The organism is Flavobacterium sp. ENC (assembly GCF_020991415.1).
GTDB lineage: Bacteria > Bacteroidota > Bacteroidia > Flavobacteriales > Flavobacteriaceae > Flavobacterium.
Window position 1 is genome coordinate 523,301 of record NZ_JAJMOY010000003.1, and the last position, 18,143, is coordinate 541,443.

Consider the following 18,143-nt stretch of genomic DNA (forward strand, 5'->3'; position numbering starts at 1 on the left):
TATGTTATTTACCTTTTGTATCTGGTTTACTTTTTTGCATTTTTTTTCGGTAAGACGACGGATTTCTTCCGGTGTGAAGCTTGAAGATTCTGGTAAAATGACTCTGGTCGGAGAAACCGGTCATGTAGGCTATTTCAGTAAGTGTATAGTCAGCATTTTCAATAAGCGTAATTGCTTTTTCAATTCGCAGCTTTCTAACATAATCTCCAAAATTTAAATCGTCAAAGTATTTCGAAAATTCCCGTGATAAATAAGAGGGGTTGAGCTCCAGATTATTTGAAATTTGCTTTAAATCGAAAGTAAACTGTGTATCAATCTGATCCTGAATCATTTCTTTTAAATCCGTAACCCATGAAGGTGTCTTTTTGTTTTTCGATTTCTTTTCGCTTAAAAACTTATTATAAACCTGATGAAGCAGATTCTCAAAAGGACTATTTTGCAGATGGTTTTGTTTGTACAAATATGTTGCCCAGCTGTACAGCGCATCATAAAGGACCATTCCGGTTTCCAGTAATTTATAATCGTCGGTAATGTTATACGAGAGCCCTGCAGAAATGGCCCAGAGTCCGGCCGATTCTTTTGCAATCTCATGTCTGTCTGTGTCCGCTCCACGCACAATTCCGGCGATAATTAATATAGCAGGATCGTCAATTTTAAATTTTTTTACGATATAATCAAAAGTACTTTGCTCGTTATAATGCGTAAATTCTACATCCGGAATATCAAAAGGAATAGCTTCGAGTTCTTTCGCCTTTATCAAAACTTCATTAAATGGAACATAAATAAATTCAGCATCCTGATCTACAAATTTGCTGATTAGCCAAGGGCAGGCAATTCGGTCAATTTTAGGTCTTTCCCTTGTGATCCACTTCATGATAGTATTTGTTTTTAGTTAATTGATGAAAACCGGCAGAAATTAAAAAACAAAGCTAGCTAAAAATAACGCAGGTTTGTGATTGCGTTGTAGAGAGAAATATTCCGCAATAAAGCAGCAGACTGTCCAACTGGCATTTTAAGCCTGTCGGAATTTCCCGTAAGATGTTTTTGTTATATTCTTAATCTACTGGGAATTGTATAACTTCTAACCGAAATTTAATACTTCGTAATTCGTCTTCATTTGTACCTTTAATTTAAAGTTAAAACGTTTATTATTTAAAAAAAAATAAGTTATGGCAGAAATTAAAATTGAGAAAAAGAAGCCGGTATGGCCATGGATTGTTGTACTGCTGTTAATTGCGGCAATTGTATATTTCATCTTTTTCAGAGATAACACGACGCGTGTTGAAAACGAGGTAGAAATCGAAAACACTACAAGTACAGATACCGTAAATTAATGACGATACTGCGACAGCCGGAAGAGCAGCCTCATCTGGTGCTTTATGCAGTTAAACCTTAACAAACTAATTATAATATTAAAAAAGAAGGCATGGAAAATAAAGATAAAAACTTATACAGACTGGACGAACTTTCTGATTATAAAATCGCCTCAAACTATTCTGATGTAAGGGGATGGAAAATTGTTGATGCTGACAACCGCACCATAGGTACCATTGATAACCTTTGGGTAAATAAAGACATGCAGCGTGTGGTATATCTGGACGTAAATGTAGATAAAGGACTAATCGACGACAGCCGAAATGAAGTGCATGATGCTATAGCAAGCGACAGGGATGAGTTTATCTATAAAGACGGAGACAGCCATATTATCATACCAATCGGATCTGTGAGCATCAATAAAGACACCAAAATTGTTATGGCCAACAGCATAGGGTACAATACCTTTAGAAACACGAGCCGCTACAACACTCAGCAAAATTTTGACAGAAATTACGAGCGCAGGGTAATGAAGTCGTACTATCCTGAAAATAATTCGGGCTTTGATACGGATGATGATACGTTTTACAACCGCAGGGAATTTGACAATCACTAAATACTATAGTGCGCAATGAAATATTTTGCAGCAGTAAAGCAAAAAAAGATCAAACGTTTAAAAATGTTTGATCTTTTTTTATTTTGGGCAGATTATGATGTAAGAGAGGGTAACCAGATTTTTACTTTCTGAAGATCACTTCCGTCGAAAGGTGGTTTTTAGATTCATATCACTTTACGTAACAATCGGTTATATCAAAATAGATCGTTTTAAATTCTTCTTTTGTTTTGTCTTCTTTGTCATAGAGTGCAATATGAATAAGATGGTATTGCTTCTTTTTTATTTTGTAAAAGTCATTTCCAAAGGGTTTCCAGTCGATGTTCAGAACACCATATTTATTTTCCAGATATCTGGTCTCAGCATCTGCTCCCTCTTTAGCATTTTTGGCTGGCTTTATTTTTACTGCGCTTTCAAAACCTTCCCCATTTCCAATTTCATAAATAATTCCGGGAGCACTTTCAATAATTATTTCGTTCTTTTTGTTTCCATCCTGGGCCATACCAAAATGGACCGTTAAAAGGAGTATAAAAAATAGTTTCGTTTGCATAGTCGTTTTTTTTAAGCGTCACAAAATAAAATTAGTGTTGTTCGGATTTATTTCTGCTCATTTTTTTGTTGGTGCAAATGTAAAAGCCTTTGGTGAATTACCAAAGGCTATAATTTTTTTAATGAATTATTTATTTCGCCAAATAGCTTAGGCCGCCATCAACAAGAATCTCCGTACCAAGCAAAAACGAAGAATCGTCAGATGCCAGGAAAACTGCTGTTTTACCAATGTCAGAGGGTTGCCCAATCCTGCCAATGGGCATTACACCTGCCCAGTAATTTTTTACGGCCTCCAGCTGTTCGGCGGGAACAAACTTGTCAAATACGGGTGTATCTGTTGTGCCCGGTGAGATCACGTTCACTCTGATTCTCCGGTCTAAAAGATCATTTGAAAATCCTTTCGCAAAATGGATTACAGCTGCCTTGGTAGCGCCATACAGTGAAAATGAAGCGTATGCCCGATGGGCTGCATTCGACCCGATCAGAATAATTGAACCGCCATCATTCATATAAGGCAGGCCTTTATGCACCGTAAAGTATACACTTTTCAGGTTTAAATCTATGGTCTTGTCAAAATCGGCTTCGCCAATATCTGCCACCGTACCGAATGCTGCTCCTGTAGCGGCACCTCCTGCATTAACTACAATTACGTCTATTTTGCCAAATTTTTCAGCTGTTGTGGCAAACACTCTTTCTAAGTCAGCCAGGTTTGTGACATCAGCATTGATGGCTGTAAAATTAGCACCAAGTAAAGCAACAGAACTGTCCAGAGTTTCCTGGTTTCTGCCGACGATTACTCCTTTAGCACCTTCATTTTTAAATTCACTGGCAATACCAAAACCAATGCCGCTATTACCACCTGTAATGACGACTACTTTATTTTTTAATTTACTCATCTTATTTATTTAAATCTGTTATTTATAAAATTTTAAAAACCATACAAACCGCCCGAAACGGAAATATTCTCCCCCGTAATCCAGGCTGCATCATCGGAAGCAAGGAATACGGCAGCTTTCGAAACATCTTCCGGCTGCCCTCTGCGGCCCAGCGGCGTATTGGTAATAAACATTTTCTCAGCGTCACTGCCAGTAGTCACGCCTGCATTAGTAGCACCTTCTGTTTCGGTAGCACCCGGCAAAATAGAATTGACACGAATGTTTTTTGCACCAAGTTCTTTCGACAATGAAATCGTTATGGCATTTATTGCCGCTTTGGTTGCAGAATATAGCAAAACCCCGGCCATCGGCAGTTTACCGGCAACAGAACTGATATTGATGATACTGCCGCCCTGATTACTAAACAGCGGCAGGGATTTTTGGATCGCGAGTTTAGCCCCCAAAACATTGGTATCGAAATGTTTGTGGAAATTTTCTACCGAAACCTCTTCAATCGGTAAATATTGCTGATGGGCGGCATTGTTCACCAAAATATCCACTTTGCCAAAAGCTTTCCTGGTTTCTTCGAATAATCGGATGACATCGGCTTCTTTTGAAATATCGCCCTGTACCGAAATGGCAATTCCTCCCTTGTCTGTGATCGTCTTCACCACTTTATCTGCTGCTTCTTTGCTCGAAGCATAATTTATGACAACGCTTGCGCCTTCTTCGGCAAAGTGTTTGGCAATAGCTGCCCCTATTCCTTTTGAACCACCTGTAATTACGGCTACTTTATTTTTTAACTTGCTCATTTTTATACTGTTTTACTTTATTATTGTACTTTGATAAGATTTAATGTTGGTAATGGTCCACCCGGGAACCGTTGTAATTTTCCGCCTTCATGAAGACTTCCTAAATCAATACCGGCAAATCCGATACGACTAATAATGCCTGAAACAACAGCTTTTGCGTCGTCGTCATTTCCGGAATAGAAAATCACTCTGTTTCCACCGCCCACATTTGGATTTTCTGCCAATACCTTTGCATACAAAGTGTTGAATGCTTTAACCACTTTGGCACCTTTTGCCCATTGGCCTACTATTTCGCTGGATGTTTTTGAACCTTCTGCTGCTAGCACAAATTCGGGCAGACTGGCATTGGTTACATCAATCAGGATTTTGCCTTCCAGTGAAACGGCAGCTAGTGCTTCTTGTGCATGTTCCCATCGAACGGCAAGAAAAACCACATCGGCTTTGGCGGCTTCCTGCGCTGAACCGGCGATAATTTTACCACCCAGGTTTTCGACTTTTTCCTTAAGGGAATCGCCGCCACGGCTGTTGCTGATAACGACTTCATAACCTGCTTCGGTTAAGTGTTTTGCGATTGTTGTGCCGATAGATCCGGCACCTATAATTCCTATTTTCATATTAAATTCTTGAACTTTTTTTACTTTTGTTACGCAAAGATACTATCAATAGTATATATTTGTAACTGTTATGGTTTATTGTGGTTACTAACAGGTAACTACAAAATTTTTAGAAATATGAGAGACGATAAATTTTGCAATTCAAATTGCCCGTTTACAAGAGCTATTGGTACGATTGGGAATAAATGGAAGCCGATTATTATAAATGTAATGGGTACCCGTACCATTCGTTTTGGCCAGTTAGATGCCATCATACCGCACATTTCCAGGAAAGTACTAGCCGAACAGCTAAAAGAGCTGGAACAAGACGGATTACTGGAAAGACTGGCTTATAAGGAATTACCACCAAGAGTAGAGTACAGGTTGTCTGAAAGAGGACTGGCATTTCTTCCGATCTTAGAATCGATTAAAGAATGGCAGGCTAAATTTGAGATATTTTCACCGTTGGAGCATAATTAATACGGATCTACCTGCTTTTTTTCCGTAAAACCCGTAACAGCCCGACTTTAAAACTTTCTGTGATAAAGCAAAATTTTATACATGACTGATCTTTAAAACCATATGTCCACTCAGAAACTTATAACGTACTTTAATAACTTGCTTCCTTTAAGCGACGAAGAAGGTGATGCTGTAGCCAGGGTTGCGGTTGAAAGGAAAATTAAGCGCAGGCAATTTATTTTACAGGAAGGCGATCGTTGCAGGCATTACACTTTTATTGTGAGCGGGTGTTTTAAAATGTATAGCGTTGACGCTGCCGGTAAAGAACACAATGTACAGTTTGGAACAGAAAATGAATGGCTAACCGATATGGCCAGCTTTCATTCTGTTCACCCCGCTGATTTTAAAAATCCCAACGCAGGCATTCCCAGCAAATTATTTATTGAGGCAATAGAGCCCTCGGTTATTCTCCAGATCGAACGCATGGATTTGGTTTTTCTGTTCGAACACTATCCCAAGTTCAACAGGATTTTCAGGGTAATAACGGAAAATAATTTTATTGAACTACAAAACAGAGTACTGCAAAATATCAGTACCACAGCAGAACAGCGTTATTCCGCCTTCCTGCTGCAGTACCCGGACCTTTCCCAAAGGCTTCCTAATACGCAAATCGAATCATTTCTTGGCATTACCCCGGAATTTCTGAGTACGATCAGGAAAACCATTGGCAGCAAATAGCCTTAGCCTTAAACTATCTTAAGCCCATTTCTTAAAGTTCCTTATGGGCTGATTCCTAAAGTTAATCCAACCTTTGTGTTATCATTATTGATACACATTTGGACAAAATGAACAGAACAGCTCCACTCGCGCTACACCACAAAACCAATGATCTGCGAAAAGATTCCGGCTGAAAATCCGGAAAATCTAATGAAGAACTATTGTCGCACTCACCTAAAATATCATGAAAAATATAAGTATAGCGTTATTCGCAGTACTACTCCTTACCGGCTGTCAGGTACAAAATCAAAAACATAAAAAAGAAAATACGATGACTACAGAAGAAAACAAACAACTGGTGATCCGATTCAACAAAGAATTTTTTGAATCAGGAAACATCGCAATTACAAAAGAACTCCTGGCGGATTCCTTTAGCAATCACACCGCACCACCGAATGCGCCAACAAATGCAGGCCCAATGATTCAATTCATAACCGGGTTTCACAAAGGTTTTTCGAATGTCTCCGTGCAGATTAACGAAGTCTTAGCCGAAGGAGATAAAGTATCATTGCGCAAAACAATAACGGCGACCCATACCGGTGAATTTATGGGAAAATCAGCCACCGGAAAAAAAGTGGAAATGAATGTCATTGAAATTGATATCCTGAAGGACGGTAAGATAACAGACCACTGGAGCAAAAATGATTTTATGCAGGCTGTGCAGGGGCTTTAAAAAAGAAAACCCAATAGTTTGCCGGAAGCTATTGGGTTTTTATAAAGTATCATTTCAGGCTTTGCCGAAATTCCTGCGGAGACTGTTTGGTCTTAACCTTAAATAGTTTGGTCAGCGACTGCGGATGTTCAAATCCTAATGCATAAGCAATCTCGCTTATGGATAAATCTGTTGTGGCTAATTTTTCCTTCGCTTTATCGATAACCTTATGCTGAATAAGCTGTTGTGTCGTTTGTCCGGTGACGTTTTTAAGCAAACGGCTTAAATAATTGGGCGAAACATTCAGTTTAGCTGCGATGTACTGTACCGTAGGTAATCCGGACAGCAGCAGGCTTGTATCGTCATAGTAATCCTGTAATAACTTTTCCAGTTTGTCGAGAATCTTGTGATTGGTAATTTTTCTGGTGATAAACTGCCGTTCATAAAACCGCTCGCAATAACTCAGCATCGTTTCGATATGCGAAAGAATAATGCTTTGGGTGAACTTATCAATATTCGCATGGTATTCCTGACGGATATGATTGATAATTCCGGTGATGGTCGTTTCCTCTTTATCCGAAAGAAACAAGGCTTCACTAACCGAATAGTCAAAGAAATCGTATTGCCTGATGATTTTTGAAAGTCCGCCGGTCCATAAAAAATCGGGATGAATCAATAACATCCATCCTGATTTTTCAGTACTTATGCCTGCATCGGCCTCGATCCTGAAAACCTGGTTGGGCGAAATGAAAAACATAATACCTTCATCAAAATCATATTGTTGCTGGCCGTATTTCAGTTTTCCATTGATTCCTCTCTTAAGCGAAATCTGGTAGAAATCCAATATCCAGTTGACGTCGCCGATATCGGCAGGTCTTACAATATCATTATAATTTACTACGCTAATCAACGGATGCTCCGGTTTGGGCAAACCGCGCAGGCGATGGAATTCGCTAATCGTTTTTATTCTTTGTGTCTGCCTTTGTTCCATGATGTACAAATTTAAAGATAGATTTTTGCTTTACTGCCAAAAACCTTTAGATTTTATGCGGCTGCCGCCAATACCGTGTGTGTGGAGTAATTTTCGCAGCGATACAATGAGTTTTGCATTGCCGACAATGTAAAAGATGCAGTCTTCAATTTTATAACGATTGTCCAGAATCCATTTGTCGGTTTGTGTGTGTATTTCTGTGTATGCTATTGTGGGTTGTAAAGGCAGCCACGCACAATTTTCTGCAAAAGCGGCTGCTGTTATCGCGTCATTAAAATTGATAAAGCCACTGATTTCCGTATCCTGCTGCGCCAGCTGTTGTAAAGCGCAAAAGTGCCCGATAGCCGTCTGGTCGCCCAGAAAAACAAGGTGACTGCCCATCGGGTAATGCTTTTCACTTTCAATTTTCATATAATGAAAAGCGTTTCCTTCCACTTGATTTTTTGCCCAGCTGCTGCCCTGCCCGGCATGGCCAGTGTCAATATATAAAGTACAGATTTTTTCTGCTGCGTCCCAGATTGCCGGCGTGTAGTCTGTATAATGCAGGGGAGAAATCCGGCATTTTATAGCTTGTGCCGTATCCCATTTTTCAAAATTTACCTGGGGCAGCGAAACATCTATTTCATAAAACTGGCCGCCGTCCCATTGGCGAACCGCCATTATTTGCCCCGATTTAACGAAAAGCTTTTCTACCGGAGATATTGCATTGCTGTAAGTTGTTTCCATATTCTGATTTTTGGTTTAAAAAGCCATGAGTAGCCTATTCCATAATAAGGTACTCATGGCTTTATTCATTATTCGCGGTGGTACGCAATTGCAAATTCCTTCGCGAAGTCCTCCAGTTTTACCTTACCGAGAACCGGTTTGTTGCGGTAAAAATCTTCATACAAGGCTCCGGTGCCCTGGCTGGCCTGCAGTTCTGTAAAGCCTTTCGCCACCTGCGGATTAAAGCCAATGTTCAGCCAGTTCGTTAAAAGTTCCTCGTCCGGAATAACTTTCCATTCCAGATCGGGTTTTCCGATAGCTTGTCCGAGTGCTTTGGCAATTTGGTTTGGCGATACTTCGTCGCTCGCCACGTAGCGAACCGTCCTGTCCTGAAAAGGCTGGTCTATTTCTTCCGAAATTACACTCGCGATATCGAGTGGTGACACCCAGGGCTCCGGTGTATCGCCGCCATAGTTGGAAATAATGGAACCTTTAAACCTGATGGTCGGAATAAAAGAGAACATGTTGATGTAAAAACCAACAGGACGTATAAATTTGATGGCCACATCTTCCGGAAGCTGGCGCAACAGCTGTTCGACATTGTAGTGGAAAAGCAAAATTCCGATGCCTTTGTCGGTGTGGGCACCAATACTGCTTAAATGCACGACTTTTTTTACGCCCGATTTTTCGACGGCTTCCTTGTAGCTGCTTCCGATTTTCCCGATGGTTTCAATAAAATCGACCTCTTTGTCAAACATATCACCTGCGGCTTCCATGGTTTCCATCAAAAAAACGATGTCCGCACCTGTAAATGTTGTGGTCAAAAACCCGGCATCAAACATACTGCCTACGGCTGCAGTCGCGCCCAATGCCTCTATTGCTTTTATTCTTTCAGCATTGCTGCTGATTACTGTTACCGCATGTCCTTTTTGGACAAGTTCTGTGGCCAGCGGTTTCCCGATATTCCCTAAAGATCCTGTTAAAACGATTTTCATTTTTTTTACTGTTTTTGTTAGGCAGCAAAATTGCGAAGTAATAGGAGACCCTGATTAACTGAATCTATCTTTGTCTTCGCTGAAAGTGACTTCTTTGGGGGTTTGTAGTTTATAGTTTTTTACATTGTTAATTAGATGTAGCTTCTTCTTTACATTTTCTTATAATTGTAGTACTTTTTTTACATTTAAAAGTTTTTTCTTAGCTTTGAAAAAAATTTGCTTATGGTAACACTTGCGGAAAGAAGTTAAATAACCATGAACATGATAGTGGATCTTATTTACACAAATATCTCAGCTTAAAAATGACTTTTAAAATAAATAATCGGATCGCTAACTCCAAAAAGATAACATCTTTATCACTACAGTATTCTACTCTTCCTTTCTTCTTACTTATATTCCTGAAGACTGGTTTAGTATTGGCTCAGGACTTACCTATACTCGGAATTCCACAGATAGAGAAACCGGAGCAATATCAAATAAAAAGTTACGGCAGTAATGCCATTACACCAACCCTTAAAGTTGGGAATAAAATTCTACCTGAAGACTATTATTCAGCTGATCAAAAGAGACAACAACAGCAACAGCATTTGATGAATGAAGCTGATCAGGAAATTAAAATGCAGTTTATAAAGGAACTTCAAGATAAGGCTGAAAGAGATCAAATGCCATCAAGGCCAGATTTTAACCTTCCGTCTCTTTCCGGGAATCCAGGAACGGAATATTATAGAAATGTCTATGAAAAAATGTTAACTCTAAACGCTGAAGAGTACTCCCTGAAAGAGGTGAATTTTGATATTGAAAACGCCTATTTTGAGAATAAAATGGATAAAGCAGAATTCGATAAGATTATAAAACAGACGGGTGAGTTTTTAATCTCAAAAATGAAAGAACTAAAGTATGATACCGGAAGTAGTACAGCAAAAAACTTTATGCTGTTTCAATATTTTTCTGAAACCATGCAGCTTAAAAGTAGCGGATTGAGGCACCAATCCCTTAAATATGATTTTGAAGATTATCGTGGGATCAATGACTGGTCGAAAATGTTTGTCACTAAACTTTTGAGTACGGGAAAAGGACAATGCCATTCGATGCCCCTGCTTTATTTAATACTGGCAGAGCAGATTGATACAGAAGCCTATCTGGCGGTTAGTCCAGAACACAGTTATATCAGGTTTCAGGAAGAGCATAATGACAAATGGTACAATGTTGAACTCACTAACGGAATGTTTTCTACCAATTCATTTCTTTTAAATTCAGGGTACATAAAAGCAGAAGCACTGCAAAACAAGATTTACCTGCAGAATCATACGAAAAAGGAATTATTGTCTAGATTGTATAGTGATCTTGCTGCGGGCTATGTGCATAAGTTCGGTTACGATGCGTTTGTTTTACAAGTTGCCGACAAAGCGCTGGAACTTTATCCGAACAATATTTCGGCTCAAATGATAAAATCCAATTATTATACAGAACAGTTGGCTTACGCCCTTTACCAATTAAATATAAATCCTGAAAGTAAGGAACAGTTAGAGCAAATTATTCAATTTCCTGAAGTAGTTACAATTCTAAGAAATAGGAATTTGCAATATAAAAAAATGGATGATTTGGGTTACGAACCTATGCCCGCTGAAGCATATGAAAAATGGCTGCATTCAATTAACGAGGAAAAAAACAAACGGAATAGTGAAACCTTTAAAAAACAATTCAAAGGACTAGTCCTTAAAAAAACAAAAGAGTAAGTCATGATAAAAAAAAATAGTGCTGCTGTTATTGCTGTTTTCAAAATGGGGTGTTTCGGCTCAGGATAAAGAGCAATTGTTCCGGGAAAGTTATGCCTTACTCAACCATATGCTTGTTGATGAAAGTACGTATAGTTTTAAAAAAGCGGTTTTTCGCTGTAGAAAATGCTTATCTGGAAGGAAAATTAGACACGGTTTTTGTAAATAATCAAATCAAATTTCTAACCACTTTATCTGCCTCGTTAATTAAGAACAGGTTTTTAAATTATCTGGAGAAAGACAAGTCAACCGTAAATAAATGGGCTTCCGTATATCAGGTTATGTGTGATACAATACCTGTTGAATATAATGCTAAAGTGTATACCTATGAACCTTTCGAATATGATTTTAATGATGTTTTTGGGCACAAAACGAGAGAAAATCTCTTTGTTTCCAAGTTATTAGAAACCCGAAAAGGGAATTGTCATTCTTTACCTTATTTATATAAAATCCTGTCAGAAGAACTGGGAGTAGAAGCTAATCTGGCGCTCGCGCCCAATCACATATACATAAAGCACAGAAGCCTAAAAGAGGGTTGGTATAATACGGAACTCACCAGTGGAATCTTTTCAATTGATGCCTGGATCATGGCCTCCGGATTTGTACATGTTGATGCGATTGCCAATGGTGTTTATATGAAAGCGCTGAACAACAAAGAAAGTATCGCCCTGATCTTACTAGATTTGGCTACTAACTACCAAAACAAATTTCCAAAACAGGACGGATCATTTGTCTTAAAATGTTGTGACGCCGCCATAAGAGCGTACCCAAATTTGGCAGCAGCATTAATCTTAAGGGCTGAGACTCACAAAACCTTACTAGAAAAAGAAACCAATAAGGAAAAACATGATTTGTTATTTAAAAATTTAGAGAAAGAATACGCCTATATACATGAAATCGGGTATAGGAATATGCCCGAAAATATGTATCTGACTTGGTTGGTGTCCTTAAAAACCGAGAGGAATAAATATGAAAACAAAAAATTAAATGCCTTTAACAAACAATAGATTTTATGGAGAAATTATATTACGTATTGATTTTTATTTTTACTTTTAGTGCTGTGTCTGCACAGGAAAAATTATCTAAAGAAGAAAAAGAACGTCGCCAAAAAAATATTCAGGCTGCCAACCCATTTGCAAAATATGGTTATAAGGCCAAAGTTGCGACCTTAAGCAACGGAAAATATTTAGAAGTTCATGATCTTGACAGTATTGTTACCATTGGAACAATCCGATGGCATGTCGCCAAACAACAGATTGTTGGTACTATCAAAATGGATACTTTAAATATGGATTTACAGCCCATTGGTGATGCTCCTGGAAGATGGATTTCTATGGATCCGCTTAGTGAAGAATTTTCGAGTTGGTCGCCTTATAATATGTGCCTCGATAACCCAATGAAATTTGTTGACCCTGATGGTAGAGCTCCATTAACTGATTTATTTAATCTAGCTGGACGAAAGATTGGTACAGACGGGGTTAACAATGGAGTTAAAGTGGTAATTACCGATAATAGAGAGGCAAGACAAATCTCGAGAATACGTGGCAATGTAGATTTAAGTACTGTGAATTCTGGAGTTATCTTGCCAACTGATGCAGTACTAAGGGAAAGTTTGAACGTATTAAGTCGAACAGTTAGTAATGGGGGGCAAAGAGAAGAATCATCATTAGTTATGAATACAGGCGCGGTAATTCGAGGGCAAACTGGTCCCATGCCAACAGTAGTTAATGGTGAGCAAATTGCCCCATCAAGGTTACCCGCTTTACCTTTAGGTACAACTCCATCAGATGTTGCCGCTACAATACACTCTCATCCAACAACTGTAGCTCAAGAAGGTAATCAGATCTTTCCCCAGTCTGCCAGCTTTCCATCAACTGGGATTGGCTCAGATGGACCAACTTTTCAACAGTATAATACTAATATAATTGTTGGTCCAATTGGAACAATTACAAATGTTACAGCAAGTCCAGATGGAACTTTAAATATTCCTAATAGAACTAACGGAGCTGCTATTTATAATAGCGATTCAACTCGTAGAGTTCAATTAGAAAAAAGTGCAATTGAAAGAATATTAACTCCATAACAATAATAAAATGAAAAAAATAATCATAATTTGCTTTTTACTCCTTATTACAAAAAATCTTGTAGCACAGGAAATAAAAAATCTAAGTTTTGTTTTAGTTGTAAATGATGAAATTGTCAGCATACGATCAAAATTAACTTTTATAGTTACTACTGATATTTCAACAGAGAATCTAACGGCAATATATTATCCAGGAACATTATCTTTAAATAAGCTTGATTATGAAAAGTTAATTTCACCTTCTACAAAGACTATTTATTTGAAATATCATGACACAGTTTATATAGATGGTAAGGCCAATTATTATGATTTCGAAATTGAATATCAAAAAGGATGGTTACAGGATCTCTATAATATACTTAGAATTTACGACTTGAATTGCAAAAAGAACAGGAAAAAATTCGAAGCTTTATCTCCGACTAAAAACTACACTTTTGAACTTACAAGTCCTAATTCAACTTTTTTGAGGGTAAGAAAAAAATTGTAATGTGGAAAAAATGGTGATTTTAATTTATAATGGAGGAATTAATGTAAATTATAGTTATTAGAAAAAATGTAAAAACTAAATTTATAATTATACTGCTTTTTAATTTGTTTAATAAAAAGACTAGAATATATGGATATGAGAAATAATCCTGAAATATTATTCAAAAATCATCTGAAGATGTATGTTTTACTGAAAGATAGAATCATCTTTGAAAGTGAATTGGAAAAGCAAAGTGTTGAGTATTATTGTGATGTAGAAAATCAGCCTCTGTTGGGAAACCATATTAGATATTTCATAAAAGATAAAGACCAAAAGGAAATTGATAACATACTCATTAAAAATAAAATAATAGCTGAAACTGAAGCTATTCAAACTTCAGATTATCGAGATGGAAAAAAGGTAATTAAAATGCAAATTAAAATTGGAGGCATAGTTTTGATAATAATGATTTTGATCCTCATAGTAGAAAATTTATCAAAATAGATTTACTAAAACATTACGATTCAAAAAGTAAAACCTACGAATTAACTAATAAAATCATGAAATTGATAAATAGAATTGAGTATGGCTTATATATCCTACTCCCGTTGTGTATTATAATTGTTTCGTATGATGTTTTAAATAATTTTAGAATACGAAATAATTTAGTCCTATTATTTTGTGATAATACATCTGGAAATTGTCATTTCAAAATTCAAGATATTTATGGGATATTTCATAATATGGGCACTTTTTTGAGCTTAGTTTTTGGAAGTAGTAGTGCTGTTTTTATTTTAGGTCAAATACTAACTTTCTTTCTTTATTCTTTGATAATTTGGATGTTATTATTTTTAATGAAGAAAATTATTTGGAAATAAATTTAACGTTTAATCAAATATCACCCCTTCCCGTCCTGGAAAAAGTTGACCTATTTACACTAAATGCTAAAATAGATTTAGATTCAAATTTAAAAAATATTCACGAGCGGGACGCGAGAATTTTTTAACTAAACAAAATCAATTAAAAAAATATATTGTTTCAAAAGCGGTAACAAATTTTAATTTTTCTATTTTTTGTTACCATTTTGGAAACAAATAAAAAATATTTTCAAATTTGTTCATTAAATAAAATAGAATAACTCAATGCAGGAATGATGAAAGAGGAAAATATTGGAGCGCTATTAGGAATACCGCAGGAAGAAATGGCCATATTGCTGGGGGTAACGCGTGTGCAATGGGCGTTGTTCCTGACAGGAAGGCGCAGTCTGCCTACGGACGCGCTGCTCAAACTGACCGAAATGCTTACTATTGTAAAGGAAGCTGAGACTGAAGCACCGGATGCTGCTGTCCTAAAGGAAGAGCAGGCACGAATAAATAAATACATAGAAGAAGAGATTATCTTTAACCAACACAAGCAACGCCTTGTATCAGAACAACTCCAGAAATGCAGGAAAGAATACCAGTCGTCTCAAAATGCGGTCAGGATTGCTGATGCACTGATGGCGAAGGGACAGTATACTGGTGCCTCGGAGCAGGAACTTTTGACAAGTCTAAAAATAAATGCCCAAAATGTCCTGAAGAAAAACAGCCTGCTGGTACAAGAGCAGTACACCCTAAAACTACTGGTATTGCAGCAGGAAGAAGTGGTGTTTAAGGCAAAGATCATTGAGTAAGTAAACAGATTATGTTTTTTTACAATTTTAATAATATGGAAACAAACCGTAGTATATTTTTAGCGCTATCGAAAATTGCAAAAATTGCAACCTCAAAAGTAAGTATGTATTCGATAGATGATCCTTATTCACATCCTCCTTTTTTGCGATTTCGATTTGAGAACATTGACAAAGAAGACGAGAAATACAATTTTTTAAGAGATGTCTTTGTGAATTTTAAGGGAAACTTAGAGTGGAATCTCATGACAAAATCAGAATCAAGTAATTTTATTATAATACCAGACATTTTTTCAGACGACTTGGAAAAAGATTTTTATAATCAAGAATATTACAGAGAAAAGTTTACACTTCTTGAATACCACCAACTTATAGATAATGCTATTGAAGATATCCCAAATTTAGCAAAGTATATTACCTTGGAATATAATAAAAAGGTGGATTACTTATGTTTTAATGAAATTATCTAATCTCCTTTATATGAGATTATTAAAGCAATAATTTCGTTTTTGGTGTAATTAATAGGAGTGAAGATGTGAATTGAGAATAGCTCGATATCTGTTAGGTCATGATTACCATCTGAAATCACTGTAATCAAATCATCGCTTAACTTCTCTATTTTTAATTTTATAGCATCAAAAAGTCCTCTATTAACGTTTAAAATAGCATCATTAAAGTTGACTCTAAACTTACTAACCTCACTTTTAATGAACTTATTAAGTTCAATATTTAATTCCTCATTAATCTGTGCCGAAGTAATTTGTTGTTTTAGACTTAGGAGGTTATTAAAAAAGTCTTGAAGGTGGTTGAAATTTGGAGTAATGACAAAATCTTTAAAACCTTGAAGTTTAATAGATGTAGAATTTTTAAAAGCTTCATCGGCTTTCGCGTCGCTTGTTTTTTTAAGATCGGTTCGGATTATAAAAATGACGAGGCCGATATTTATTAAAGCTATAAAAACTTGCGAAATGTCGGCAATATCGGACAACTGCATTTCCCATGGGCCTCCCTTTTGAAAAATAAAATTAAAAAAGAACTTATTTTGAAAGTCCATTTTCTTCTCTTAAGATACTATCAACTGCTTCTTGTAAATCTTCCTCAATGTCATATTTTCCCGAAGTTCTAAAAAAAACATTTTTATAAAAATTAGCTTTTCCTAATTTTTGCACTACATTAATTAAAAATTCTTCCAAAAAAGAGGGATTAATAGATCTAATATCTTCGGGTACTAAAATTTCTATCTGATTACTATTTGTAATAAGTTCATCAATTTTAGAATTATTTCGAACAACAATTCCTCTGTCTCTGCCTGTAAAGACTTTGGATCCGGGTGTTCTAAAATTAGACAAATCAATTATCGTTTCCATTATATTATATTCTTATTTGTTAAACAAATTTTTGCTGTTATCAAGGTACCCGGAAAAGTTGGGGGTACAAAGGTAACGTATTTATCATTAGGTAGTTCACTTATGTTACCACTATTATTAAATGTCATTACTTGCATTGGTTTTTCATCATTTCCTTTTATAATTTCTTGAAGAGGATAAGTTCCATCAAATATAATTTTAGAATTACCCGATATAAGTGTCAACTTTGATACATTGTCGTTACAATCATCCCCTTTAAGCTTAAAAAAACGGTCAATAAATCGTATTGTTCCTTTTCCTCTTTTCCAGTTTCTCATTGAGGTAACGCCCTCTTGTAATGAATATAAGGTCCATAATGTTTCTTCTTCAAATTTAGCTTTCTTAAACCATCTCTTGGTGGTATATTGTTGTGAAAGATCTGCCATCTGTTCAACAATCACTGAGTTACAATTATCATTCTTAGAAAATGATTCATAAATTGTTTGACCAAAGTTAAATATTGATAATTTAAAAACTCCCAAATCATTATTAATTTTGTTAGGCTTCATAAAATATCCAATTGCATATCGATATCGGAAATTTGAATGTTCTTCTGCATTGGCCATAACTTCTCCAACTACTTTTGATAAATTACCCTCTGCAATGGATGTTAATACATGACCTGAACTTGCTAAACAATCAATAACGTAATCTACTATTTCCGTTTCATGTATCTCTTTTAGAATACCTGTTTTGTCTTGTTGTTTGTCTCCAATTCTTAAGTTAAAAGCTATAAAATCTGCATCAGGACTTTTTATCATCTCAAATTGCTTTAAATTTTTGTAAGCTCCAATTGAAAATAGAACATTTTTAATATTTGGTTTGGTTTCAAAATTTTTAGGTAGAATTCTATCAATTTTTACTTTATGTCCTTTGTTTAGGCATTTATTATAATAATTTATAAATCCCTCTAAAATTAAATCCATACACGCTGATGCGTCGACATCTAAATACTCGCAAAGTATGTAATCCACTATAATTAATTTTGGTTTCTCAGAATGTAAACAGTGAAAAAGTCTCTTTAGAAAGTACATTGACTCTTCAGTGTTTTCAGAAATAGAAAATGTTTTAGGAACAATTAAGTTTCCGTCGTCATTTGCAGGTAATTGTCTTTCCGAAAATTTTTTATAATGCGGAATAAGAAATTTTATTACATCATTATATTCTGGTTTTTTTTTGAAAATTTTACTTTGATGTCCTATAAATTTTCGTTTAGTATATTTTCTTGTTAGATTTTGACTTAAGTGAACTGATCCTTTGTGCTTAATATTTTTTAGTTTTTTCTTTCTCCTTTTGGCTTTTAAAAACACTTTTAAAGCTTTACGGGATTTAAACAAATGAGAATTTTTATTCATCTACAGCAAGTTTTTAACTTAAGATTTAAGCCTTTAATTTAATTATTTCCTTTT

At 36.1% G+C, this 18,143-nt stretch carries 23 protein-coding genes; 12 read left to right on the forward strand and 11 right to left on the reverse strand.

Annotated features, from left to right (window positions below):
• Positions 1-4: 4 nt before the first annotated feature.
• A complete protein-coding gene (locus LPB89_RS11055; RefSeq protein ID WP_230701817.1) occupies positions 5-874 on the reverse strand; it encodes a chromate resistance protein ChrB domain-containing protein in 870 nt (289 codons plus the stop codon).
• 295 nt (positions 875-1,169) lie between these two features.
• Here LPB89_RS11055 and LPB89_RS11060 point away from each other — a divergent pair, with 295 nt between their 5' ends.
• Together LPB89_RS11060 and LPB89_RS11065 are read left to right on the forward strand one after the other, a co-directional pair.
• Positions 1,170-1,334: a hypothetical protein gene (locus tag LPB89_RS11060; RefSeq protein ID WP_230701818.1), complete on the forward strand. Its 165-nt coding sequence runs from the start codon at positions 1,170-1,172 to the stop codon at positions 1,332-1,334.
• Between the two features lie 92 nt (positions 1,335-1,426).
• On the forward strand, positions 1,427-1,930 hold the full coding sequence (locus LPB89_RS11065; protein ID WP_230701819.1) for a PRC-barrel domain-containing protein: 504 nt from the start codon (positions 1,427-1,429) through the stop codon (positions 1,928-1,930).
• Between the two features lie 169 nt (positions 1,931-2,099).
• Here the strand turns inward: LPB89_RS11065 and LPB89_RS11070 are convergent, their stop codons facing one another.
• The 4 genes from LPB89_RS11070 to LPB89_RS11085 all read right to left on the reverse strand — a co-directional run bounded on the left by LPB89_RS11070 (position 2,100) and on the right by LPB89_RS11085 (position 4,777).
• The gene (locus LPB89_RS11070; protein ID WP_230701821.1) at positions 2,100-2,477 is read right to left on the reverse strand and encodes a hypothetical protein; all 378 of its coding nucleotides are present in this window, start codon (positions 2,475-2,477) and stop codon (positions 2,100-2,102) included.
• Positions 2,478-2,607: 130 nt separating this feature from the next.
• Complete coding sequence (locus tag LPB89_RS11075; protein ID WP_230701822.1) at positions 2,608-3,372, reverse strand: glucose 1-dehydrogenase; 765 nt, start codon at positions 3,370-3,372, stop codon at positions 2,608-2,610.
• Positions 3,373-3,404: 32 nt separating this feature from the next.
• Entirely contained in the window at positions 3,405-4,163 is a 759-nt protein-coding gene (locus LPB89_RS11080; protein WP_230701823.1) for an SDR family NAD(P)-dependent oxidoreductase, read from the reverse strand.
• A 20-nt stretch (positions 4,164-4,183) separates the two neighbouring features.
• Positions 4,184-4,777, reverse strand: a complete 594-nt coding sequence (locus tag LPB89_RS11085) for an NADPH-dependent F420 reductase (protein WP_230701825.1) — start codon at positions 4,775-4,777, stop codon at positions 4,184-4,186.
• A gap of 117 nt (positions 4,778-4,894) precedes the next feature.
• On the opposite strand from LPB89_RS11085, the gene LPB89_RS11090 reads away from it, so the two are divergent.
• The 3 genes from LPB89_RS11090 (at position 4,895) to LPB89_RS11100 (ending at position 6,665) form a co-directional block, all read left to right on the forward strand.
• Positions 4,895-5,236 (forward strand): helix-turn-helix domain-containing protein, encoded by a 342-nt coding sequence (locus tag LPB89_RS11090; RefSeq protein WP_230701826.1) that lies wholly within the window; start codon positions 4,895-4,897, stop codon positions 5,234-5,236.
• A gap of 102 nt (positions 5,237-5,338) precedes the next feature.
• Positions 5,339-5,953, forward strand: coding sequence for a Crp/Fnr family transcriptional regulator (locus tag LPB89_RS11095; RefSeq protein ID WP_230701828.1), 615 nt, complete (start codon positions 5,339-5,341; stop codon positions 5,951-5,953).
• A 223-nt stretch (positions 5,954-6,176) separates the two neighbouring features.
• Positions 6,177-6,665 carry an ester cyclase gene (locus LPB89_RS11100; RefSeq protein WP_230701830.1) on the forward strand — a complete coding sequence of 163 codons (489 nt, stop codon included), beginning with the start codon at positions 6,177-6,179 and terminating at the stop codon, positions 6,663-6,665.
• 49 nt (positions 6,666-6,714) lie between these two features.
• Here the strand turns inward: LPB89_RS11100 and LPB89_RS11105 are convergent, their stop codons facing one another.
• The 3 genes from LPB89_RS11105 to LPB89_RS11115 form a co-directional block, all read right to left on the reverse strand.
• Positions 6,715-7,635 carry an AraC family transcriptional regulator gene (locus LPB89_RS11105; RefSeq protein WP_230701831.1) on the reverse strand — a complete coding sequence of 307 codons (921 nt, stop codon included), beginning with the start codon at positions 7,633-7,635 and terminating at the stop codon, positions 6,715-6,717.
• A 30-nt stretch (positions 7,636-7,665) separates the two neighbouring features.
• Positions 7,666-8,361, reverse strand: a complete 696-nt coding sequence (locus LPB89_RS11110) for a hypothetical protein (protein WP_230701833.1) — start codon at positions 8,359-8,361, stop codon at positions 7,666-7,668.
• 68 nt (positions 8,362-8,429) lie between these two features.
• Complete coding sequence (locus LPB89_RS11115) at positions 8,430-9,335, reverse strand: NAD(P)H-binding protein (protein WP_230701834.1); 906 nt, start codon at positions 9,333-9,335, stop codon at positions 8,430-8,432.
• Between the two features lie 302 nt (positions 9,336-9,637).
• Between LPB89_RS11115 and LPB89_RS11120 the strand changes: the two genes are divergently transcribed.
• From LPB89_RS11120 to LPB89_RS11150, 7 genes are all read left to right on the forward strand, one after another.
• Positions 9,638-11,071 (forward strand): hypothetical protein, encoded by a 1,434-nt coding sequence (locus tag LPB89_RS11120; protein WP_230701836.1) that lies wholly within the window; start codon positions 9,638-9,640, stop codon positions 11,069-11,071.
• Positions 11,072-11,190: 119 nt separating this feature from the next.
• Positions 11,191-12,117 carry a hypothetical protein gene (locus tag LPB89_RS11125; RefSeq protein WP_230701837.1) on the forward strand — a complete coding sequence of 309 codons (927 nt, stop codon included), beginning with the start codon at positions 11,191-11,193 and terminating at the stop codon, positions 12,115-12,117.
• Positions 12,118-12,122: 5 nt separating this feature from the next.
• A complete protein-coding gene (locus LPB89_RS11130; RefSeq protein WP_230701838.1) occupies positions 12,123-13,193 on the forward strand; it encodes a hypothetical protein in 1,071 nt (356 codons plus the stop codon).
• Positions 13,194-13,203: 10 nt separating this feature from the next.
• On the forward strand, positions 13,204-13,680 hold the full coding sequence (locus LPB89_RS11135) for a hypothetical protein (protein WP_230701840.1): 477 nt from the start codon (positions 13,204-13,206) through the stop codon (positions 13,678-13,680).
• 135 nt (positions 13,681-13,815) lie between these two features.
• Complete coding sequence (locus LPB89_RS11140) at positions 13,816-14,163, forward strand: hypothetical protein (RefSeq protein WP_230701841.1); 348 nt, start codon at positions 13,816-13,818, stop codon at positions 14,161-14,163.
• A gap of 697 nt (positions 14,164-14,860) precedes the next feature.
• Positions 14,861-15,331: a hypothetical protein gene (locus LPB89_RS11145; RefSeq protein ID WP_230701843.1), complete on the forward strand. Its 471-nt coding sequence runs from the start codon at positions 14,861-14,863 to the stop codon at positions 15,329-15,331.
• A 35-nt stretch (positions 15,332-15,366) separates the two neighbouring features.
• A complete protein-coding gene (locus tag LPB89_RS11150; protein WP_230701844.1) occupies positions 15,367-15,798 on the forward strand; it encodes a hypothetical protein in 432 nt (143 codons plus the stop codon).
• Here LPB89_RS11150 and LPB89_RS11155 read toward each other — a convergent pair.
• From LPB89_RS11155 to LPB89_RS11165, 3 genes are read right to left on the reverse strand one after another with little or no spacing between them, the layout of a single operon-like run.
• Positions 15,795-16,382 (reverse strand): hypothetical protein, encoded by a 588-nt coding sequence (locus LPB89_RS11155; protein WP_154343357.1) that lies wholly within the window; start codon positions 16,380-16,382, stop codon positions 15,795-15,797. The genes LPB89_RS11150 and LPB89_RS11155 overlap by 4 nt on opposite strands.
• Positions 16,366-16,695, reverse strand: coding sequence for a DUF4325 domain-containing protein (locus LPB89_RS11160; protein ID WP_230701846.1), 330 nt, complete (start codon positions 16,693-16,695; stop codon positions 16,366-16,368). Before LPB89_RS11160 ends, LPB89_RS11155 begins: the two co-directional genes overlap by 17 nt.
• Positions 16,695-18,089 (reverse strand): hypothetical protein, encoded by a 1,395-nt coding sequence (locus LPB89_RS11165; protein ID WP_230701847.1) that lies wholly within the window; start codon positions 18,087-18,089, stop codon positions 16,695-16,697. Before LPB89_RS11165 ends, LPB89_RS11160 begins: the two co-directional genes overlap by 1 nt.
• Between the last annotated feature and the right edge of the window lie 54 nt (positions 18,090-18,143).